Consider the following 23586-nt stretch of genomic DNA (forward strand, 5'->3'; position numbering starts at 1 on the left):
TGGGAGTAGATAAGTCCTGGTGGGCTTACCGGTCTTCAACACCGTGTTGTGGTGCTAAGACCATCACGGGTAGGTTCAATTCCTACATATTCCCGCCAAAAGTTACCTTTTTAGGTAACTTTTTTTATTTCAAAATAAAAAAGAGCCTTTTGGCTCTTTTTTAATAAGGATATATTATACGTTAAATCTGAAGTTTACTACATCTCCATCTTTCATAACATATTCTTTTCCTTCTAATCTGAATTTTCCTGCTTCTTTAGCAGCTGCTTCTGATCCACATTCTACTAAATCATTATAAGCCACTACCTCAGCTCTTATGAATCCTCTCTCTATATCAGAGTGAATTTTACTAGCAGCTTGTGGAGCTTTTGTTCCTTCTTTTATAGTCCAAGCTCTAACTTCTTGAACTCCTGCTGTAAGATAACTTATAAGACCTAATAATTTGTAACTTGCTTGGATAAGTTTATCTAGTCCTGACTCTTCTAGACCATATTCACTTAACATTTCTTCTTTTTCTTCATCATCAAGCCCTGAAAGTTCTTCTTCTAATTTTGCACTTACAACAACTGTTCCTGAATTTTCTGTTTTTGCAAATTCTTGAACTTTTTTTACATATTCATTTTCAATATTTCCACTCATCATATCATCCTCTGATATATTACAAGCATATAATACTGGTTTTGATGTAATTAACATAAAGCTTTTAACTAACTTTTCTTCGTCTTCAGTTACCTCTAAAGTTCTTGCTGGCTTATTTTCTTCTAAGTGTGCTTTTAATTTTTCCATTAAAGCATACTCAGCCTTTGCATTCTTGTCTCCTGATCTTGCAAGCTTTGCACCTTTTTCCATTCTTCTTTCAAGAACATCAAGATCAGCAAAGATTAACTCTAAGCTTATTGTTTCAATATCTCTTATTGGATCTACTGACCCTTCTACGTGAACAACATTTCCATCATCAAAACATCTAACAACGTGAACTATAGATTCAACTTCTCTTATATGTGATAAGAATTTGTTTCCAAGTCCTTCACCTTTAGATGCTCCTTTAACAAGTCCTGCTATATCATAGAATTCTATCGCAGTATATATTTTTCTTTTTGTATTATACATTTTTTCTAAAACATCTAATCTTTTATCTGGAACACTTACAACTCCTACATTTGGTTCTATTGTACAGAATGGGTAGTTAGCAGATTCTGCTCCTGCTTTTGTTATTGCATTAAATAACGTACTTTTACCTACATTTGGTAATCCGACAATTCCTAACTTCATCTATGTACATTCCTTTCTTTTTTAAACTATACTTATAGATTATACTAGACTCTATCTCTTATTTCAAGCTACCACATACTCTAATCTTTAATAATAGAGTAATATTTCCACGTTTATTTAATTTTTTATTTTACATACTAATATTAAAGGAGGTTTTTCTAATGAAAAATAAAAAACTTTTTTTAATTGGTTTAAGTTTAATTCTGTTTATTATTTTTATCCCTGTAAAATATGTTTTTTCTCATTCAAACTCTGAACACAGTTGGTATTTTATGCCTAATGGCAAAGCTGCTCCTCCATCTCCACCAAGAGAGACAGAAAATTTTTTAGCTCATAACAATGCTTACTTTCTTGGCAACTCAAGTTCTAAAGACATCTTTCTTACATTTGACGAAGGATATGAAAATGGAAATACAAATAAAATCCTTGATATTTTAAAAGAAACAAATACACCTGCAGCTTTTTTTGTAGTTAAACCTTATATTGAAAAAGAGCCTGCTCTAATCAATAGAATGATATCAGAGGGACATTTGGTTTGTAATCATTCCTCTAAACATCTCTCTATGCCAAGCTTAGACTATAATACTTTTACAAAAGAATTTAAAGAGGTTGAAGATTCATATAAAGCTTTAACTGGAAAGGATATTCCAAAGTTTTTCAGACCGCCAATGGGAAAATATTCTGAGGATTCTTTAATTAAAACCAAAAATCTTGGCTATAAAACTATTTTTTGGAGTTTTGCTTATAAAGATTGGCTTATTAACGCACAGCCTTCTCCTGAAGAAGGTTTTAAGAAAATCACATCTAGTGTTCATCCAGGTTGTATTTTACTTTTGCACGCCGTTTCTGATACAAATGTAAAGATATTAAAAGATGTTATTATTCATCTTCAAAAAGAAGGTTACACTTTCAAACCTTTAACTGATTTATAATTAAAAAAGGTGGCTATTTTAGCCACCTCTTACATTACTTCTTTATTAACCAATACTTCAATTTCTTTTTTCTTTTCATCAGAAATTTTTATTATTTCTTCAATTTCTTTTTGCACATTTTCTTTTACCTTTTTATCATTAAAAAATTTCAAGTTTATTCTAACATTTAACACTGCACTTTCTATTGCACTATTTAATAAAATATTAGCTACTCCTGCATCTGTTATCAGTCCTTTATTTCCATATTCAGCTGCAAATTTTATATTTTCATAAAATCCTACCCCAAGCTTAGCCATTTTTAAAGGAGCATTCATTGCATCATACGTTAATTTTTGAAGTTTCTCTTTTCTACCTTCTTCGTCCTTAGGAATCTTATACCCTTCCATTAAGGCTTTAAATGCACTTCTATCCTCTTCCATAAGCTTTAGCGAGTCTTTTATGAAACTTTCTCCCTCTAGGTTGAATTTTTCTAATTCAGCCTTTTTATCATCATTTAGTATATGGAAGCTTTTCTTTCCTATTGTTAATGAATACACCATTTTATTTAAACTACCTGCTAAAGCTAAAACTAAGGCACTTGTACTTCCACCACCTGGTGCTTCTAAGTCTGACCCAAGCTCATCTAAAAACTTCTCTATTGTATAATTCTCAAATTTCATTATGCCACCTCTTTTATTTTCTCTATTTCTTATCTAAAAATTTTCTTATTTTTATTACTATTTCATCGTCTTTATTTAATTTTTCAGCTATTTCTAAATGTAATTTTGCTTCTTCTATTTTCCCTAAATTTATATAGCACATAATTAAATTAGTACAAATTTCAACTTCTTTTGACGCTTCAAATGCTTTTCTTAAGTATTTAGAGGCTTCTTCATAGTCACCTAAACATGCATAGTTAATTCCAAGTTCATTTACTACTTCTAATATCCCACTATCAATTCTTAAGCTTTCTAAAAGATATTCTATAGCTTTTTCATTTTTCCCTATTTTTCTATACCCCACACCTAAGTAATAGTACATTAATGGATTATCATCAAATTTTTCGACTAAATCTAATAATATTCCTATTGATTTTTCAGTATTCTTATCTAATAGTTCTATAGCCTCTTCATAAGATGTTATATTTTCAATATCTTTCATTAATAGTTCTATTTCTGGTGTTTGTTCTCCACCTCTTCTTAAGTACTCATTTACCTCAACTCTTGCTCCTTGATAATCTCCTAAATCTCTGTATATTATACTTTTATAAAGATATGGTTCCTTTAATTTTTCATAATTTTTCTTAGCTTTTTCAATATCTTCTAACAAGATATCTTCAAAGTCTCTATTTTCTTCTCTTATACTTGTTCCTATTAATAATAATTTTTTAACATATTCTTCATCATCAAATATTAATGATAATCCTTTTAATATTAAATAACCATCAACTAACTCATTAGAATTTACCTTTTTAAATACTAATGACTTACCACACTCTTCTGCTTCAGGTATTTGTCTTATAAGCTTTATATAATCATTCTTAAATTTTATATCCTCATCTGCTCCAAGTGTTAATAAAACACCTTCTATTATGTAATATATAGGTATATTTTTTATTTTTAATTTATCTCCAATATTTTCAGTTAAGTATTCTGATGATATTGGTAAAAATAACTCTTTTTCTTCAAATTCTATGTATTCTGGTATTTGTACCATCTTTTTGAATCCTTCTTTTTCAACCTCTATAAATAGTAGTTTTCCTAATTTTTCTTTAAATAAACTTCTGTAATTCATATTTTCACCTCATAAAAATTATTGCTACTATCTTTAAAAGATAGCAGCAATATTAAATTATTTTAAATTTTCATTTATTACAGCCATAACATTTTCTTTGAAAGCTTCCATATCTTTTATTGCCCCTTGGACACTAGTTCCTTTTACTGCAAGATATACCTTCATTTTTGGCTCTGTTCCTGATGGTCTAACTACAAATGATGATCCATTGTTTAATATAAACTTAAGAACATTTGATTTTGGAAGATTTATTTCTTTTTTAGATTCCTCTTCAAAATTCTCTTCTGTGCTTAATTTATAATCTAATTTTAAGTTTACTTTTGCATCACTTATATTTCTTATTTCTTTATTTCTTAGATTATCTATACATTTAGCAATTTGCTCTTGACCTTCTTTTCCTTTTAGCTCAATTGATACTAAATCTTCTTTGAAGAATCCAAATTTATTATAAAGATTATTTAAACCTTCTGCAAGACTTAATCCTTTTTCTTTATAATAAAGGGTCATTTCTGCAATTAACATTCCTGCTATTACTGCATCTTTATCACGTACAAAGTCACCTGCTAAATATCCATAGCTTTCTTCAAAACCAAATAAATATTTTTTCTCTCCTGATTCATTGTACTCTCTTATTTTTTCGCCAATATATTTAAATCCAGTTAAAACATCCATTATTTCAACACCATAATGGTTTGCTATCTCTCTTGCACCTTCTGTTGTAACAATAGTTTTTATAACTAAACCATTTTCAGGTAGCTTTCCAGTTTCCTTTAAACTATTTAAAACATAATCAGTTAAAAGTAATCCTGTTTGGTTTCCTGTTAATACAGTATACTCTCCTGAATTCTCTTTTACAACTACCCCGATTCTATCACAGTCAGGATCTGTTCCAAATATTATATCTGGATTTTCATTTTTTGCCATATCTAATGCAATTTGGAATACTCTAGCATCTTCTGGATTTGGATATGGTGCTGTCGGAAAGTTTCCATTTGGCTCTTCTTGTTCTTTTACAACAGTAAGATTTGTATATCCAAGTTCTTTTAAAACTCTTCTTACAGGTACATTTCCACTTCCATGGATTGGTGTATATATTATTTTTAAATCTTTTGCTTTTTCTTTAACTAATTCTTCTCTTATAGTTAAAGATTTTACATTTTCTATATATGTTTTTAATACATCTTCTCCAATGTATACTAATAAATTATCTCTTATAGCTTCTTCTTTTTCAGCCTTTTTTATACTGCTAAAATCTTTTACATTTTGAACACATGTTATTATTTTATTCGCCTTTTCGTCAGTTACTTGTCCACCAAATTCATCATAAACTTTATACCCATTATACTCCTTTGGATTATGAGAGGCAGTTATAACTACTCCACCTTGACAATCTAAATGTCTTACTGTATATGATAGTACAGGTGTTGGCTCTAAGCTTTCATATAAATAAACCTTTATATTATTTCCTGCAAGAGTCAAAGCTGTTGCTTCTGCAAATTCTTTTGACATATTTCTTGAGTCATATGCAATAGCCACCTTTGGACTTTCAAAGCTTTCATTTAAATAATCTGCAAACCCTTGTGTTGCTTGTGATACAGTATAAATATTCATTCTGTTGCTTCCTGCACCAATAATTCCTCTTAAGCCACCTGTTCCAAAGTCTAAATCTTTGTAGAATCTATCTTCTATTTCTTTTTCGTCATTTATACCTTTTAATTCTTCTTTCACTTCTTGTGAAATCATATTTGATGTTAACCATTCATTATATTTTTCCTTATAATTCATCTGTAGACCTCCTAAAATTCTGTACAAGGTTTATTATACTATATCCTCTAATAAATAGAAATATTTTATTATTTACTTATTTCTATTTATTTCTTTAAAAAAGAAAAAGAGATTCTTTTTTTCTTTAAGAATCTCCTAGAGTTATTATTTTTCATCAGTGTTTTTATCAATTTCCACCATGTCTTCTACTACTTCTACATTAATTTTTTTCTCATTACTTACTGATGCAATAACAGCTTCCATATTATCTACTATAGATATTTCTTCTCCAATTTCTAAATCTGAATATTTGAATACTGAGCCAGCTACTCCTCTTGAAACATCTACTTTTATACTTTTAGGTAATTTGTCTACTGCACAACTAACTTTAACTGAATCTTTTTCTTTTTGAAGAATTGTTCCATTATTTAAAAGTTTTCCTTCACCAACATATTGTATCGCTACATCTGTCTGGATTTCATTACATTCTCCTACCTCATTTAAATCTATATGAACTATTTTATGTGTTACAGGATCCCTTTGAACTTCCTTTATCAATGCTTTTTTCTCTTCATTTCCTAAAGTAAAGTCTAATATTCCATGTTCTCCTTTTTCTATAACCTCTCTATTAAGTTCGAGCTCTGAGAATTCACACATAAAATTTAAAGCTTCTTTTCCATAAAATATTCCTGGCACCTTTCCTTGTTTTCTACACTTTCTAGCGCTTTTACACCCTTTTTCTCTTTTCTCTGCATTTAAGCTATTCATTAAATAAAAACCTCCTTAAAATTTTAAAAGTCTTCTTTATTATTTCTATAAAAAACTTTTTTTATTCATTTTAAGGAAATTTTTTTATTTTATCTCTTCTTCTGATACTATTTTCAATCCTTTTTCTTCAAGTAATCTAGCAGTAATGCCTTTTCCTTTTATCTTTTTTCCAGTAAATGTTCCATCATATACTTTTTTCACTCCACAAGATGGACTCCCTTCTTTTAGTATTGCCATTTTTGCTCCTACCAAAGTTGCAATTTTCTCTGTTTCTTTTGCACCTTTTAAAAATTCTGTAGTCACATCTTTAAAATTTTTATCTAGAATCTTTTCCCCTCTTATTTCTGCTGGAATTCTTGGTGTAGTTAACCCTCCTAATTGCTCTGGACATACAATCATATATTCCTTACCTTTTAAGAAATTTATCACATTTTTATTCAAATTATTTTTACCATTATACTTGCAATCAACTCCAACTAAACATGCACTTACTAAAATCATATCTTCACCTCCATACTTTATATCTTTTTATATTATAACAAAAAACTCCCCTCAAATTTTTGAGAGAAGTTCCTTATTGTTAAATTTCAGTTTCAAACCACTTCATTTTATTTAAATAGTATTCAACATAATCTTCACACATTTTTGGATTTATTGTTTCTTCATGTGAAATTGTAACAATTGACATAGCTATTGCATATTTAACGGTGTCTCTTAAAGACATTTCTTTCATATATCCATATCCAAGCCCTGCAACAAAGGAATCTCCTGCACCTGTTGTATTTTTAACCGTTACATCAACCGCTTTTATTTTTCCTTCTTCTTTATCATTAAGATAATATATCCCATCTGCATCTAAGCTTATGAAAACATTTTTTACACCTTGGTCTAAGAAATATCTTCCTGCTTTTTTTAAATCTTCATCATTTTCAATTTTAAATCCACAAAGAATTTCTGCTTCAAACCTATTTGGTTTTATAGTATGGAAATACTTTACTAAATGTGGTAATTTTTCAGCCTTTACAGCTGATACTGGATCTAGAACAAACTTTGTTTGTCCTTCATATGTTTTTAATATGTGCTCTAGAAGCTCTGCATCGTCTGCATCTAATATAGTATATTCAGCATTTTTAATTTTTTCTGCTTTTGAATCTATGAAATCTTTATCCATAGCTCCTAAGCTTTCCATATCAACTACTGCTGAAATCATCTCTCCTTTTTCATCTAAAATTGCCATATAAGTTGGTGTGCATCCACAATCTATAATAAGAGAATCTTTCATATCATATCCAATCATTTTTGAATTTGCTAAAATTCCTCTTCCATTTTCATCATCACCAATTATTGATATAAATTTTGTATTTACTCCAACTCTTGCAAGATTTTCTGCAATATTTCTACATACACCGCCTAATGAAATTTTTATATTTCCTGGTATAGAATCTTTTTGCTTATAATTATTTTTACAAAAACCTAAAATATCAACTATCGAAGCTCCCATTACTAGTATGTATGAATCATTGTTTATCATTTTATTAATCGCTCACTTTCATTCCCTATTTTCAAAAACATATAAATATTATAATTTACATACAAAAAAAAATAAAGTTTTTTCTACATTTTTCTCTTCTTTTTTACATTTTCTTTTAAACAAAATAAAAAAACACGAATTTTTTCGTGTTTTTTCAACTTTTCTTTACTTTAAATTAACGATAGTAACTCCATCTCCACCTTCACCATAAACTCCCAGTCTATAGTCTTTGACATGTGGATGTCTCTTAAGCATATCATTTATAGCTTTTCTTAAAACTCCTGTTCCTTTTCCATGAACAATTGTAACTTCTCCTAAATTGCATCTATAGGCATCATCTAAATACTTATCAGTTTTATAGCATGCTTCTTCAGCATCTAATCCTCTTAAATCTAATCTACTTTCTACACTTCCTATATTAAGTTTTACTTCTCTTTTCTTTTTAGCTTTTATTTCTTTTTTATTTTCTACTTCTCTTAAATCTTTTGCCTTAACTGAAATTTTCATAATTCCAGCTTCAACTTGAACCTCACCTCTATTATCTGGAAGTGATAATAAAACTACATTTTGATTTAATGAAGGCAAGAATACTTCCATTCCTAAATTAAATTTATTTATTTCTTTTCCTTCTGCTTTTTCTCTTTTTATTTTATTTTCTTTTTTTTCTAAGCTATCTTTAAGCTTTCTTCTTTCTTCTTCTAATCTATTTCTTCCACCATTTGAAATACCGAGCTTTTCAAGTTCTCTCATTGCTTTTAATATTTCATCCGCTTCTTCTTTTGCTTCTCTTATAACATCTTTTGCTTTTATTCTAGCATCTTCATAAGTATTTTCTCTTACTACTTCTATTCTCTTTAACTTTTCTTCATATTTTGCTTTAAGGCTCTTAGCTTCATTTTTCATATATTCAGCTTCTTTAGCATCTTTGTTTGCCTTAATACTTTTTTCTTGAAGTTCACTTATAAGTTCTTCAAATTTTCTATTATCTTCTGAAACAAAGCCTTTTGCTTTATTTATTATTTCTTCACTTAAACCTAATCTTCTTGAAATTTCAAAAGCATTTGATTTACCTGGTATACCTACAATTAATCTGTATGTTGGCTTTAAGGTTCTTACATCAAACTCAACTGATGCATTTATTACATCTTCTGTTTCTAATGCATATCCTTTAAGTTCACTATAGTGAGTTGTTAATGCAATCTTAACTCCTCTACTCTTAAGCTCTTCTACTATTCCCATTGCAAGTGCAGCCCCTTCAATAGGGTCTGTTCCTGAACCAATCTCATCAAAAAGAACAAGATCTCCAAGCTTTGCTTCTTCTAAAATTCTAATAACACTTTTCATATGTGATGAAAATGTTGATAAATTTTGCTCTATACTTTGTTCTTCTCCAATAGCTGCATAAATTTTTTCAAACATTCCAATTGAAGATCCTTCTGACACTGGAATTAATATTCCACTCAAAGCCATCATATGCATAAGACCAATAGTCTTTAATGTTACAGTTTTCCCTCCAGTATTTGGTCCTGTAATCATAAATGCATTTATCTCTTTATTCATATAAATATCTGATTCTACAACAACTTTTTCATCTATTAAAGGATGTCTTGCATCCATTAAGTTAAAACTTCTGTCTTCATTTATTTTAGGCATACTTCCTTTTATATCTCTTGCATAAGCTCCTTTTGCAAAAATAAAATCTAAAATACCTAGTATTTTATTATCTGCCTTTAAAACCTCTTTATTATCAGAAATTTTCATTGAGAATTCCTTTAAAATACGGTTTATCTCAGCTTTTTCTTTTAAAGATAACTCTTTTATTTCGTTATTTAAGTTTACAATTTCCATAGGCTCTATAAAAACTGTTGCACCTGTAGAACTTTGATCATGTATTATACCATTTACTTTATTTTTAAATTCTGCACGAACTGGTAATACATATCTGTCCCCTCTCATTGTATATAAATTTTCTTGTAAATACTCTGATGTGCTTTTTACATAACTATTTATTTTATCTCTTACAGAATAATTTCTTGATTTTAACTCTTTTCTTATTTTATAAAGAGTATTACTTGCGGAGTCACTTATTTCATCTTCCCCTATAATAGCCTTTTCTATCTCTTCTTCTAAGCTTTTTATAGAAACTAATATAGATGCTAAATCTTCTATTTTTTCATGTTTTATTCCTTCTTCTTTAAAGCTTGCATATTCTTTAAATTCTCTAGTTACTCTAAGCATACTTCCTATATGAAGAATCTCTTCTATACTTAAAGTTCCACCTTTAGATGCTCTTAAAATAGCTTCATAGCAATCTCTAAGTCCTTCAAAAGGTGCCTTTCCTTTTATTTCTATAATATTTAAGGCTTCATTTGTTTCTATTAAAACATTACTTGCCTCATATTTATTGTTATAGGGTGCTAAGTTTTGGATTAATCTTTTACCACCTGTTGTTTTTGCATAACCTTTTAGTATTTCTAATACTTTATCAAATTCTAATGCTATACTAGCTTTATTATTCATTTATTATTCTACACCTCTTCTATAATGTCCTTTAGTGAATTTTTCATCTTCTGGAATTTCCATCCCATCTAAGTAATCTAAAACTTTTTTTGTCTCATTAAAATTTTCATCAGTAAATTCTAATCTTAATATATCCACTCCTAGACTTTTTATATCATCTTTTTCGTTTATTAAGTTTATAGGTAAATTATTTAATATATGACTTCTACAGAATATATCTGTTTTTATATTAAATCTTTCATTCATTCTATCGATAAGAGTATAATTTTCTTTTTCACAAGGCTTACTACATTCACATTTAGAATTTTTCCCTCCAAATGTACTACCTATTGGACAATACTCACTTATCATGACTTCTGGCTTTCCATAAATAACATATGCAGCCTTTCCTCTTTTCTCTTTTAAAACTTCTTTAATTTCTTTTCTATTTAACTCTTCACTTATAGTTATTACATCCATGTCCTCTGTATAGAACTTAAACGCTTTTGAATTATATATATTAAGCTTATAATCACCAATTATCTCTAATTCATTCTTGTAAAGATTTATAATTCCTAAGTTAGCTGTAAGAATTCCTTTTATATAAGGCTTATATTCTTCTATTTTCTTCACTACTGTTTCAAACTCAGCTTTAACTATGCTTGGTAATGCTAAATAAACATTATTAGTCTCACTTAACTCTTTTATATGATTTAATCTTAAGCTTTCTCTATTTCTATTAAAAACATCTACTGCAATATTTTTTACTCTATGACATACTGCTTCTAATTGTTCTACTTTAGAAATTCTAACTAAAATATCTAAATCAGTTCTATCTTTAATTTTTATATCTCTTATTTCTTCAACATTGTCTCTTCTTCTTCTATATTTAGAACACTCAGTTTTCATTATTTTCAAGAAAAGCTCTCTTCTTAGCTCATTTAATTCTCCAACTCTCATAAATCCATCATTAAACTCTTCAAATATTACTCTATCTATTCTGTATGGATAATCTCCTGATTTGAATAAAGCTTTTTGTATTCTTTCCATATCTAATGGGCTTTTTGATGCAAGTTGAACTTCGCTCCCTTCAACTTCATACTCAGTTCCATTAAAAGTAGCTTTTAATTTTACATTTTCTAAAGCTTTAAAATAAACTTTTACCTCTAAAGGAAGTTTTTTATAGTATGGCTTTACAGTTAAACTTAAATCATCAGTTAAAACCTTATTAGACATTCTATAAATTAAATCACCCTTTTTATATTGGGCTGGGAATAACTTAACTTTTTCTCCCTTTTTAGCCGTTTTTACTTCTTCTCCATTTCTAACTATCTTACTTAATGAAAATCCTCCATCATTAACTCTCATTCCATCCCCTAAGTTAATATCTTCCTGGAGTAATATTTCTCCGCTCTTTTCTATCTTTCCTACAAACATTCCAGTATTTCTAGGGAAAGAATAACTCATCATATCACTACCTACATTTTTCTTTAAGTAAGCTTTTGAGAATCCACCTCTGTTAAATAATTGTAGAAGTTCTTTTTTTCCTTTTTCAGCATCAAAATTTTCTTTTTTAAGTTCTTTATCAACTGCTTTTCTATAATTTCTAACAACTCCAGCTACATATTCTGGTCTTTTCATTCTTCCTTCTATTTTTAAAGAATATGTTCCACTGTTTATTATTCCTTTTACATCTTCTAAAGTACACATATCCTTTGGTGATAAAAGATACCCCTTCTTCTCATCAGGGTTCACATCTCCCTTTAATGTATATTCCATTCTACAAGGCTGTGCACATCTTCCTCTATTTCCACTTCTTCCGCCTATCATAGAACTCATTAAGCATTGTCCTGAATAAGAAACACAAAGTGCTCCATGTACAAACATCTCTGTTTCTATTTTTAAATCTGTTGAGATATGTTTAATTTCATCTAATGAAAGTTCTCTTGATAATACAATTCTATGGAATCCTTTATCGTTAAAATAAACTGCTCCTTCACCATTATGAATACTCATTTGTGTTGATGCATGTATTTCAAAATCTTTATATTTTTCTCTAATCATTTCATAAAGACCTAAATCTTGAATAATTAAAGCGTCTACCCCAATCTCATAAAGATATCCTACATACTTAATCGCCTTTTTAAGCTCCTCTTCCTTCATAAGAGTATTCATAGTTACATAGATAGATACTCCATAACTGTGAGCATAATCTACAGCAAGCTTCATTTTTTCATTATCAAAGTTTGATGCATAAGCTCTTGCTGAGAATTTATCTCCTCCTAAATATATTGCATCTGCTCCATTATTTATAGCAGCATAAAGACTTTCCATACTTCCTGCTGGTGCTAAAATTTCTACTCTATTCATTTTTCTTCTCCTGTTTGTTTATATTTTTACTATTTATTTTTCTACAACTATTTCTTCTTAAGTAATGCTGGCTGACCTTTACTTTTTTCTACAGCTAGTTCTATACTCTTTTCTCTTAATTTATTTTCTAAATCAACGGCTTTATATTTATATGTTTGAAGTTTCTCTCTCATTTCTTTTCCCGATTCAAAGAGATTTTTTCTATCATTTTTAAGCTTATCTACACCTTCTTCTAAAGCCTTTATTTCTTCATCTTTATCTCTTATTTCTGCTTGTATTTTTTTTATTTCTCTTTTATTATTTTCTCTTTCTAATAACTTTTGATTTATTTCATTTTCTAACTGAACTTCTAAATCATCCATTTTACTTTTCATCGAATTATTATTTTCTTTTAAGCTTTCTAATTCTCCAAGTAAATTCTTATTCTTTTTACCTAAATCATTTAATTCAGAATTTAATATCTTTATTTCATTTTTATTTTTTGAGATAGTTTCTTCACATTCTGTAATATAAGAATTAGACATTTCTACTTCTCTCTTAAGTTCGTCTTTTTTAGCTAGTATCATATCCATCTCATCTTTTAAAGATGCTTTTGATGTGTTTAAAACTTCTATTTCACTTTCTAACTTTTGAACTTCCTTATTAGTCTCATCTACTTCTTTGCTTAACACAGTTATTTTATAATCTTTTTCTTCAATGTTTTTCATTAATTCCTTTAAGTTTGTATTTTTCTTTTCTTCTTCTAACTTAAAGTTTCTTTCCATTGATGTTACTTGTTCTTCTAGTAATTTCTTACTTTCTTCTTTATTTTTAATTTCTTTTTCTTTTAAGCTTAATTTTTCATTATATTCTCTTGCTAAAGCTTCTACTTTTCTCATATTATCATTTTTTAATTCTTCTATTTTCTTTTCTTTTTCTAGTTTTAAATTTCTTATTTCATTTTCTTTTAAAACTGTTATACTCTTTACTTCGCTTTCTTTTTCAAACTTCAATTTACTTACTTGTCTTTCTTTTTCTTCTCTTAATAACTTCAATTCTTTCTCTTTAGCATCTTTCATTTCCTTAAATTCAAGTTCTTTTTTATTTTTCATTTGAGCTGCTTCTAATCTTAAACGTTCTTCTCGCTTCTTTGCTTCTTCTATATTAGAAGACTTTATCTTTATAGTGTTTTCTTTTTCTATAAGACTTTTTTCTTTTATTAAAACTTCATCATTTAATTTTAATATCTTATTTGTTTTATCTTCATTTTCCTTTATTAAATTCTCTTCATTTTTTCTATATTTAGAAAGCTCTTTTAATAATCTTTCCTTTTCACCTTCTAAAACAATTTTAGTATTAGTTAAAGCCTTTACTTCTGCTTCTTTATTTTTAACCTTTCCATCTAAAGCTTCTTTTTCTTTTTTTATATTTTCAACTTGATTTTTAACCTCTTCGTTTTTCTTTAATAAATCTTCTCTATCCTTTTTAAATCCCATTAATTGATTTTCTTTTGTCTTTTTTAAATTTGCATTTTCTTCTTTCAATTCATCTATATCTTTTTTTAAATCATCAATGGATTTAAAAAGCGTAGTCTTTTCATTATTTAAATTTTTATTTGTACTTAAAAAATCAATAAGCTTTTTATCTAATTTATGTAATTCATCTGCCATATTTACACAAGCTAGTACTGATGCTTGTGATGTACTTAGCACTGGATTAACCCCTAGTACCTCTTTTATTTTCCCATCTACATAAGATGCTATTTCTCTTAGATATTCTTCATTTTCCTTTCCTTTTAAATTATACTCTACCCCATTTATGTTAACAGTTATTCTTTTCATCCCTGATACTCCCTCAATATAAATTTATTCTACTTTTAATTATATTGTAATTTTACTCTTTTAACAATTATGTTAAGTAAATTTTAATTTAAAATTGGAAAAAACCATCCAAAATCTTGGATGGTTTAATCATTATCTTAAAGTAGCACCTAATTTGTACTCTAAAGCTTTTAATATTTTATCATGAACTTTATTAACATCTTTGTCTTTTAAAGTTTTTTGAGCATCTCTATACCAAATTGCATATGCAATACTCTTTTTACCTTCTGGGATTTGCTCTCCCTTATAGATATCAAATAATTCAACCTTTTCAACAAGGTTTCCACCAGCTTTAACAATAGCATCTTCTATATCTTGAACTAATACTTCATCATTAACTAAAAGGGCTATATCTCTAGTTACTGCTGGGAATTTTGGAAGTGGTGCATATTTTTTATCTGTTACAGAATTATCATATATTGCATCTAAATCTAATTCAGCTATATAACAAGGCTTATCAATACCAAAGTTTTCATTTACATCTGGATGAACTTCTCCAAATACTCCTGCTTCAGTTTTTCTTCCTACTATAAGTTTAGCTGTTTTTCCTGGATGGAAGCTGTTATTTTCACTTTCTCTTAAGAATTTAACACCTTTAACACCTAATCCATCTATAAGATTTTCAACTACTCCTTTTAAATTTAAGTAATCCACATCTCCATACATTCCTATAGTTAAAATATTTCTTTCTGTTGGAATATCCTCTTCATTTTCTGCTTTTATATACACTTTTCCTATTTCAAAAAGTAAAGCTTCACTATTATTTCTATTGTAGTTTCTCTCTAAAGATTCCATCATTGAAGCTATGGTAGTTGTTCTCATTATACTATAATCTTCTCCTAATGGATTTTTGATCTTAACAGCTTCTCTTTTCGTATCATCTTCTGAAAGGCAAATTTTATCAAAAGCTTTTGGTGAAATAAATGAGTAACTAATACTTTGATTTAATCCACTAGCTGTCATTATTTCTATAACATTTCCATTTAATATTTCATTTCTATATTTAGGTTCTCTTTCAGTTTGAACTTTAAATATAGTTCCTTCTACATTATTGTATCCAAAGATTCTTACAACTTCTTCTGCAATATCTTCTTTTATATTTAAATCTACTCTAAATGTTGGAATAGTTACAACTAAATTATCCCCATCAATTACAGTATTTTGATCTAAAGAATCTAAACATTTCTTCATTTCTTCTTTTGAAATATTTGTTCCTAAAAATTTGTTTATCCATTTAGAATCTACTGTTATAGTTTTTTCTTCTTTTACTTCATTATATACATCAATAGTACCAGTACAAACTTCTCCAGCTTCTAATTCACAAATTAATGCACATGCTCTATCAATAGCTAACTCTGCTAAGTTTGGATCTATGTCTTTTTCAAATCTTGATGAACTTTCTGTTCTTATTCCTAAGTTTTTAGAGTTTACTCTTATATTAGTTCCTTCAAAGTTTGCACATTCAAGGATTATTTCAGTTGTATCTTCTTTAACCTCTGAATTTAATCCTCCCATAATTCCTGCAAGAGCTATTATTTCAGTACCGTCTTTTATACATAATGTATTATTTGTTAATGTTCTCTCTATTTCATCTAAAGTTGTAAATTTAGCCCCATCATTTGCTTTTTCTACAACAATTTCACCAGACTTTATAAATCTTCTATCAAATGCATGCATAGGTTCCCCTGTTTCAAGCATAACAAAATTAGTTATATCAACTATATTGTTTATAGGTCTTACACCAGCTTCTAGAAGTCTATCTTGCATCCATTTAGGTGAAGCTTCTATTTTTACATTTTTAATCATTCTAGCCATATATCTTCTACATAACTTATCATTAACAGTAACTTTTAAAGCATCATTTATATCATCTAAATTTTTTACTTCGAACTCTAAATTTGGCATTTTATAACTTGTTCTAAGTGTTGCTGCTGTCTCTCTAGCCATACCTATCATACTTAAACAATCTGGTCTATTTGATGTAATATCAAAATCTAAAGTTTCCTTTTTAAGACCTAAATATTCTTTTATTTCTTTTCCAATTGGCGCATCTTGATCTAAAATCATTAAACCATCAACTTCATCTTCACCTTTAAGACCAAGTTCTGCTTCTGAACAAAACATTCCATTTGAAACTATTCCACGAAGTTTACCTTTTTTTATTTCAGTTCCATCTGCAAGTGTTGATTTATGAAGTGCTACAGGCACCTTATCATTAACCTTCATATTTGTTGCAGCTGTTACTATTTGAAGTAATTCTTCTTCTCCAATATCAACTTGACAAACGCTTAGTCTTTCTGCTTCTGGATGTTTTTCTATTTCTTTAAATTGACAAACAACAACTCTGTTTATTTTGTCTCCTTGAACTATTATTCCTTCTAATGCTGAACCAGATAATGTTAATAAATCACCTAATTCTTTAGCATCCACATTTATATCTGCATAATCTTTTAACCAACTATATGGTACTTTCATATTTTTCCCTCCAAACTTTAATTATTAAAATTGATCTAAAAATCTCATATCACTTTCATATAATAATCTTATATCATCTATTCCGTATTTAAGCATTACCATTCTATCTACACCAAATCCAAATGCAAATCCTGAGTACACTTCTGGATCAATATTACAATTTCTTAAAACCTCAGGGTGAACCATTCCACAACCTAAAATTTCAATCCATCCACTTCCCTTACAAACTTTACAACCTTCTCCACCACAAACAAAGCAAGTTGCATCCATTTCTGCTGATGGCTCTGTAAATGGGAAGTGATGTGGTCTAAATTTAGTTTTAACGTTATCTCCAAACATTTTTTTAGCAAATAATTCTAATGTTCCTTTTAAATCTGCAAAAGTTACACCCTTATCAATAACTAATCCTTCCATTTGGTAGAATATAGGTGAGTGAGTAGCATCTACATCATCTGATCTATAAACCTTTCCTGGTGATATCATTTTTATAGGTAAGCTTTGCTTTTCCATAGTTCTAACTTGAACTGGAGAAGTTTGTGTTCTTAATACTAAATTATCATTTATGTAGAAAGTATCTTGCTCACTTCTAGCTGGATGATCTTTTGGTATATTTAAAGCTTCAAAATTATATTTATCAAATTCTATTTCAGGACCTTCTTCAATAGTGAATCCCATAGACACAAATATATTTTTCATATGTTCTAAAGTTAAATCAAGAGGATGTCTTTTTCCTACCTTTGATTTTTTTCCTGGTAATGAAATATCTATAATTTCATTAGCTAATTTTTCATTTTTTTCTTTATTTTTTATAACTTTTAAATTTTCTTCAAGGCATTCTTCTATTTCAGCTTTAACCTCATTAACCATTTTCCCTACTAGAGGTCTTTCTTCTGCTGAAACATCCTTCATACCTCTTAATATAGTTGTAAGTTCACCTTTTTTTCCAAGATATTTTACTCTTATTTCTTCAAGTTCATTTGAAGATTTAGCACTTTTAATTTGCTCTAAAGCTAACTCTTTAATATTGTTAAGTTTTTCTTGCATTTTAAAACTCCTTTCTTAATTAACCATATTTTTGCATAAAAAAAACCGTCCCTTATAAAAAAGGGACGGAGAATCCGCGTTACCACCCTAATTAGTTTACAAAAATATTTATAAACTCATCTCGTATAATTTAACGGTTTCCCGCTAGCTACTACTTTTTTTCACAGCTAGAGCTCAAGAGTGAACTTCAGTATAGCTTCACTTAAAAAAACTTCCAGTCAAAGGTTTTTTCTCCCTTAAAGCTAAACAATACCTACTTTCTCTATCATTGCTTTTTTTTATTATATTTTACTAAATAAATTATACATTCCTTTTTATATAATTTCAAGAAAATATTTTTACTTAATTAGGTTTTGTCTAAGCTTCTCATATAAAATAATAGATGTAGCAACTCCTACATTTAAAGATTCTGATCCTCCTGGCATAGGAATTTTAACTTTTAAGCTTGCTAAATCAAAAATTTCTTTAGAAACTCCGTTTCCTTCATTTCCAACTGTCAAAACAACATTTCCGCTTAAATCAGCTTTAAAAAAGTCATAGCTCTCTTCAAGGGAAGTTGCTATAATTTCATATTCCTTTTCTTTCAAGCTTTTTATCATTGTAAAATTATCATCATCCATATATATATTCACATAAAACATTGAGCCCATAGTTGACCTTACAACCTTTTCATTGTATATATCAACAGTCCCTTTAGTTAAAATAATTCCCGAAACTCCTACTGCATGTGCCGTTCTAATTATAGTTCCTAAATTCCCTGGATCTTGAACCTTATCACAAAGTAAATAAAAGCCTCCATCTAAGTCAATTTCCTTCTTTTGTATTTTAACTACACCACCAATTCCTTGTGGCGTTTCAGTTCCACATATATCTAAAAATAGAGTTTTTGTCATTTCAAAAACTCTACCTTTATAATTATATTTCTCTAAAATTTCAAGGACTTTTTCATGAGCTTCATTTATATATACAATTGCATCTAATTCTACTTTAGCTTTTAGTGCTTCCTCTACAAGTCTAAAGCCTTCAATAAAATATTTGTTTAATTTATTTCTATTTTTTCTTTCCTTAAGCTTTTTAGCTTCTTTATAGAAATTATTTTCTTTACTTTCTATATAAATCAAAGTCTCACCTCTAGTCTTAATTTAATTTTATAATCATCCCTTCTAATCTGCTTAGATCTTCTGCCGATCCTATAGCAACTAGAATATCTTTTTCATGAATTATATCTTCTGGTGCAGGAGATAAATTTATGTCATTTCCGTTTTTGATAGCCATAACATTTATCCCATATCTACTTCTAAGCTTTAGCTCACCAACACTTTTATCATGCCATTCTTTTAAGGCTTGAATTTCCATTATACTATAATCTGGTGATAATTCAATAAAGTCTAGTATACTCTCCGATACTAAGTTATGTGCAACTCTAACACCCATATCCTTTTCTGGTAAAATTACTCTATCTGCACCTATTTTATATAAAACCTTTGCATGTAAATCACTATTACCTTTTGCTATAATATATTTTATTCCAAGCTCCTTAACTAAAAGAGTTGCCATAACTGATGCTTGAATATTTGATCCAATAGTTACTACTGCTACATCAAAATTTCTAAGCCCTAAGCTTCTTAATGCATTTTCATCTGTTGCATCTAATTGTACTGCATGAGTTACCTTATCTGATATGTCTTGAATTAAATCTTCATCTTTATCTATTACCATTACTTCGTGTCCAACACTACATAAAGTTTCTGCAACTGATGAACCAAATCTTCCAAGTCCAATGACTACAAATTGTTTTCTTGCCATAATCTACTCTCCTCTAACCTATCAAAATTTTACCTTCTGGATATTTATGAGTTTGTTTTATTTTATTTCTAACTAAAGCTAACACTACCGTCATAGGACCTACTCTTCCTAAATACATAGTTATCATAATAATAATTTTCCCAATCGCATTAAGTCTTTGAGTAACACCTGTTGTAAGACCTACCGTTCCAAAAGCAGAGGTTGCTTCATATAAAAGATCTATAAAGTTCTCCTTTGGTTGAGTAATTGCAAGTAACATCGTTACAACTATTACAAGTAATGCTCCTATCATTAGTAATGCAAATGCTTTATATACTAAATCTTTTGAAAATCTTCTACCAAATGCTTCTGTATCTTCTCTTCCCTTTATAACACAAATAACTGTCAATATAATTATCCCAAAAGTTGCCGTTTTAAGTCCACCTGCCGTTGAGCCTGGTGATCCACCTATAAACATAAGAAGTATAGTTGTAAATTTACCTGACGTAGTCATAGCATCAGTTGAAATACTATTAAACCCTGCTGTTCTTGGTGAAACTGATGCAAAAAATGAATTGAGCCACTTTCCACCTGCTCCCATGGTTCCTATGGTTTCATTATTATTCATTTCAAATAAAAACATTAGTACAGTTCCAAGTACTATTAATATAACTGTAACTAATATTACAATTTTAGTGTGAACAGAAAATCTTTTTACCCCTTTATAGTTATAAATCTCTAACCATATTGTAAATCCAAGTCCACCAATTATAATTAATGCACTTATTGTTAATATAATTACCGGATTATATGCATAACTTGTTAAACTACTAAAGTGTCCAAACAAATCAAATCCAGCATTACAAAAAGCTGATATTGAATGAAATATACTAAAATATATCCCCTTCAATATACCGAATTCAGGTATAAATTGAGTTGATAATAGAAGAGCTCCAAAAAACTGTACCGCAAAAGTAAATCCTAAAACATACTTTACCATTTTCACAAGCCCTTGGATGCTAAAAGTATTCATAGCCTCTTGAACTAAAAGTCTATTTCTCAAAGTAATTTTCTTTCCGAGTAACACTGCTATAAAAGTAGCAAAAGACATAAATCCAAGTCCGCCAATTTCTATTAATAACATTATTACGATTTGTCCAAAGGTATTAAAATATGTCCCTGTATCTAATGTAACAAGCCCTGTAACACATACTGCTGATGTGGATGTAAAAAGTGCATCTAAGAAATTTGTCCCCTCTCCACTTTTCGATGATATTGGTAAGCTTAATAATATTGCTCCTACAAGAATTACAATAGCAAAACCTAAGGATAAAACTTGCACTCCACTCAAATTAATTTTTCTAATAACCTTTTTTTCCATTCACTCACCTCAAGGTTTAATCTATTTTTTCATTTTATTCATAAAAATTTAATTTAAAAAAATATAAAGAAAATGCGACCTAAGTCGCATTCCTGTATAATTAAGCGTTTATATGTTTCTTAGCTAATTCTACTAAATCTGCAAATGCTTTTGCATCATTGATAGCTATTTCTGATAACATTTTTCTGTTTATGTCAACACCAGCTAATTTGATTCCGTTCATGAATCTTGAGTATGAAAGACCATTCATTCTTGTAGCTGCATTTATTCTTGCAATCCATAATCTTCTGTAGTCTCTCTTTTTTAATCTTCTTCCAACATATGCATTTCTTAATGCTCTGATAACTGATTCGTTAGCAGTTTTGAATAACTTGCTCTTTCCACCGTAGTATCCTTTTGCAAGTTTTAAAACTTTTTTATGATTCTTACGAGCGTTTATTGCTCTTTTTACTCTTGCCATTCTTTAAAAACCTCCTGTTTCCTAATCTTATAAGTATGGTAATAATTTCTTCATTACTTTTTCTTGTGTACTATCTACGTATCCACCTTTTCTAAGTTTTCTCTTAGTTTTTTGGCTTTTCTTAGTTAGTATGTGGCTTCTGAAAGCTTTTCCTCTTTTTAACTTTCCAGTACCTGTCTTTCTAAATCTTTTTGCTGCACCTCTATGTGTCTTCATTTTTGGCATGATAAAAATCCTCCTCTCAAGTGTTATGCCTTTTTAGGGGCTAAAACCATTGTCATATTTCTTCCTTCTTTTTTAGGATGCTTTTCGATGATACAAACATCTTCAAGCTTTCCAAGGAAGTTATCTAGAATTCGCTGACCTATGTGAGTTAATTCCATTTCTCTTCCTCTAAATCTGACAGTGATCTTTACCTTATCCCCATCTAATAGGAACTTTCTTGCATTCTTAGCTTTTATTGCAATATCATTTTCTTCAATTGTAAGACTGCATCTTACTTCTTTTATGTTAATGATTTTTTGCTTCTTCTTTGCTTCTTTTTCTTTCTTTGATTGCTCATAGATGAATTTACCTAAATCCATTATTTTGCAAACTGGTGGATTAGCATTTGGTGATATCATCACTAAATCTAATTCTTCATCATATGCTTTGCTTAAAGCATCTTTTACTAACATTATTCCAAGCTGCTCTCCAGTACTTGAGATAACTCTAGCTTCTTTTCCTCTTATCTCTTCGTTGGCAATATAATTTTTACTAATAGTTTCCACCTCCGTATTTAACTTAAAAAACTACATATAATAAAAGGACGGCCTAAGCCGTCCTGAACTATCTAAATCAAAAGATAATTTACCAAGCGAACATCCAATGGAGTTGCTGGTGAGAAACGGCTGTTTCTTCTTAACAAAACCTATTGTATCTTATTTTTTTTTCTCTGTCAACATTTTTTTTATTTTATATAAATAAGTCTTTCTTCGAACACTTTTTCTACTGTTTTCATAAACTCTTTATTTCTACAATTCTCCATTCCTATTACAAGAACTTCTTTTGGTGCATTTGTAATAAGACCACTTATTATTACATCCTCAATTGTAGCATCTAATCCTATTTTACTATTCCCGATATCTTTTGTAAATTGGCTAAATATATCTAGCCCACCTTCATCTTCTATTCTATATTTTCCTTCATCGTCTATTATTATATTTACCTTTTCAATTTTACTTTCCCCAACCTCTACAAAATATTTCAGTAATTTTATAAATTCCTTATATTCTTTTTCCACCATATACTTTTGTATTATTTTATCTATAATTTCTTCTATATCTTCTCTTAGGCTACGCATCCTAAATGTAATAAATCCATTTATGTTCATTTCATTATTTTCATTTAGACATTCTTTAATCTTCTCAATTATATTGTTTATTTTATTTTCGCAAAATACGCCTAAATCGTCTTCTATTTTATTTTCTCTAAAAAGCACCTCCATTATCAAAATTTCAATTTCTAATATTTCATCTTGTTTTAGAAAAAAATATGTGTCTTTTATAAGTTGAAACAATTCTCTCTTTTTATAATCTTTTATTACCATTTTGTATAAGAGATTACTTACATATAGTTTAACCCTATTATGAGTCTCATCACTCTCTTCATCACACAAAACTTTTATAATATGA

Annotated in this window: 20 protein-coding genes, 1 tRNA gene and 1 other annotated feature; of the genes, 2 read left to right on the forward strand and 19 right to left on the reverse strand. The window is 28.8% G+C overall.

All coding sequences use genetic code 11. From position 1 onward, the window contains the following. Position 1 precedes the first annotated feature (1 nt). Positions 2-98 (forward strand) — tRNA-Sec (locus tag ACRC28_RS14395). A 76-nt stretch (positions 99-174) separates the two neighbouring features. Here ACRC28_RS14395 and ychF read toward each other — a convergent pair. Continuing rightward, complete coding sequence (gene ychF / locus ACRC28_RS14400; protein ID WP_438544139.1) at positions 175-1272, reverse strand: redox-regulated ATPase YchF; 1098 nt, start codon at positions 1270-1272, stop codon at positions 175-177. A gap of 161 nt (positions 1273-1433) precedes the next feature. Between ychF and pdaA the strand changes: the two genes are divergently transcribed. Beyond that, positions 1434-2204 (forward strand): delta-lactam-biosynthetic de-N-acetylase, encoded by a 771-nt coding sequence (gene pdaA / locus ACRC28_RS14405; RefSeq protein ID WP_438544140.1) that lies wholly within the window; start codon positions 1434-1436, stop codon positions 2202-2204. A 29-nt stretch (positions 2205-2233) separates the two neighbouring features. Here the strand turns inward: pdaA and ACRC28_RS14410 are convergent, their stop codons facing one another. The 18 genes from ACRC28_RS14410 to ytxC all read right to left on the reverse strand — a co-directional run. Then, complete coding sequence (locus ACRC28_RS14410) at positions 2234-2863, reverse strand: cyclodeaminase/cyclohydrolase family protein (RefSeq protein WP_438544141.1); 630 nt, start codon at positions 2861-2863, stop codon at positions 2234-2236. A gap of 22 nt (positions 2864-2885) precedes the next feature. After that, a complete protein-coding gene (locus ACRC28_RS14415) occupies positions 2886-3977 on the reverse strand; it encodes a tetratricopeptide repeat protein (protein WP_438544142.1) in 1092 nt (363 codons plus the stop codon). Positions 3978-4034: 57 nt separating this feature from the next. Further along, a complete protein-coding gene (locus ACRC28_RS14420; protein WP_438544143.1) occupies positions 4035-5762 on the reverse strand; it encodes a phospho-sugar mutase in 1728 nt (575 codons plus the stop codon). A gap of 144 nt (positions 5763-5906) precedes the next feature. Then, complete coding sequence (locus ACRC28_RS14425) at positions 5907-6509, reverse strand: 50S ribosomal protein L25 (protein WP_438544144.1); 603 nt, start codon at positions 6507-6509, stop codon at positions 5907-5909. Between the two features lie 84 nt (positions 6510-6593). After that, positions 6594-7010: a DUF523 domain-containing protein gene (locus ACRC28_RS14430; protein WP_438544145.1), complete on the reverse strand. Its 417-nt coding sequence runs from the start codon at positions 7008-7010 to the stop codon at positions 6594-6596. Between the two features lie 79 nt (positions 7011-7089). After that, positions 7090-8040, reverse strand: coding sequence for a carbohydrate kinase family protein (locus ACRC28_RS14435; protein ID WP_438544146.1), 951 nt, complete (start codon positions 8038-8040; stop codon positions 7090-7092). A 165-nt stretch (positions 8041-8205) separates the two neighbouring features. Beyond that, on the reverse strand, positions 8206-10560 hold the full coding sequence (locus tag ACRC28_RS14440) for an endonuclease MutS2 (RefSeq protein ID WP_438544147.1): 2355 nt from the start codon (positions 10558-10560) through the stop codon (positions 8206-8208). A 3-nt stretch (positions 10561-10563) separates the two neighbouring features. Next, positions 10564-12909, reverse strand: coding sequence for a DUF3656 domain-containing U32 family peptidase (locus ACRC28_RS14445; RefSeq protein ID WP_438544148.1), 2346 nt, complete (start codon positions 12907-12909; stop codon positions 10564-10566). Positions 12910-12956: 47 nt separating this feature from the next. Next, positions 12957-14729 (reverse strand): cell division protein ZapA, encoded by a 1773-nt coding sequence (gene zapA / locus ACRC28_RS14450; protein WP_438544149.1) that lies wholly within the window; start codon positions 14727-14729, stop codon positions 12957-12959. Positions 14730-14861: 132 nt separating this feature from the next. After that, positions 14862-17243, reverse strand: a complete 2382-nt coding sequence (gene pheT / locus ACRC28_RS14455) for a phenylalanine--tRNA ligase subunit beta (RefSeq protein WP_438544150.1) — start codon at positions 17241-17243, stop codon at positions 14862-14864. Between the two features lie 24 nt (positions 17244-17267). Beyond that, a complete protein-coding gene (gene pheS / locus ACRC28_RS14460; protein WP_438544151.1) occupies positions 17268-18287 on the reverse strand; it encodes a phenylalanine--tRNA ligase subunit alpha in 1020 nt (339 codons plus the stop codon). Positions 18288-18345: 58 nt separating this feature from the next. Beyond that, positions 18346-18565 (reverse strand) — a binding site (T-box leader). Between the two features lie 60 nt (positions 18566-18625). Beyond that, a complete protein-coding gene (locus ACRC28_RS14465) occupies positions 18626-19408 on the reverse strand; it encodes a TrmH family RNA methyltransferase (protein ID WP_438544152.1) in 783 nt (260 codons plus the stop codon). Between the two features lie 16 nt (positions 19409-19424). Continuing rightward, the gene (locus ACRC28_RS14470) at positions 19425-20093 is read right to left on the reverse strand and encodes a potassium channel family protein (RefSeq protein ID WP_438544153.1); all 669 of its coding nucleotides are present in this window, start codon (positions 20091-20093) and stop codon (positions 19425-19427) included. 13 nt (positions 20094-20106) lie between these two features. Continuing rightward, positions 20107-21453: a TrkH family potassium uptake protein gene (locus ACRC28_RS14475; RefSeq protein WP_438544154.1), complete on the reverse strand. Its 1347-nt coding sequence runs from the start codon at positions 21451-21453 to the stop codon at positions 20107-20109. Positions 21454-21553: 100 nt separating this feature from the next. Continuing rightward, positions 21554-21913, reverse strand: coding sequence for a 50S ribosomal protein L20 (gene rplT / locus ACRC28_RS14480; RefSeq protein WP_438544155.1), 360 nt, complete (start codon positions 21911-21913; stop codon positions 21554-21556). Between the two features lie 27 nt (positions 21914-21940). Next, a complete protein-coding gene (gene rpmI, locus ACRC28_RS14485; protein ID WP_438544156.1) occupies positions 21941-22138 on the reverse strand; it encodes a 50S ribosomal protein L35 in 198 nt (65 codons plus the stop codon). Between the two features lie 23 nt (positions 22139-22161). Next, positions 22162-22683 carry a translation initiation factor IF-3 gene (gene infC, locus ACRC28_RS14490; protein WP_438544157.1) on the reverse strand — a complete coding sequence of 174 codons (522 nt, stop codon included), beginning with the start codon at positions 22681-22683 and terminating at the stop codon, positions 22162-22164. 179 nt (positions 22684-22862) lie between these two features. Further along, the coding region (ytxC, locus tag ACRC28_RS14495; protein WP_438544158.1) for a sporulation protein YtxC at positions 22863-23586 on the reverse strand (724 nt) is incomplete at its 5' end.

Source organism: Clostridium sp., from assembly GCF_051650885.1.
In the GTDB taxonomy this organism is placed as follows: domain Bacteria; phylum Bacillota; class Clostridia; order Clostridiales; family Clostridiaceae; genus Clostridium.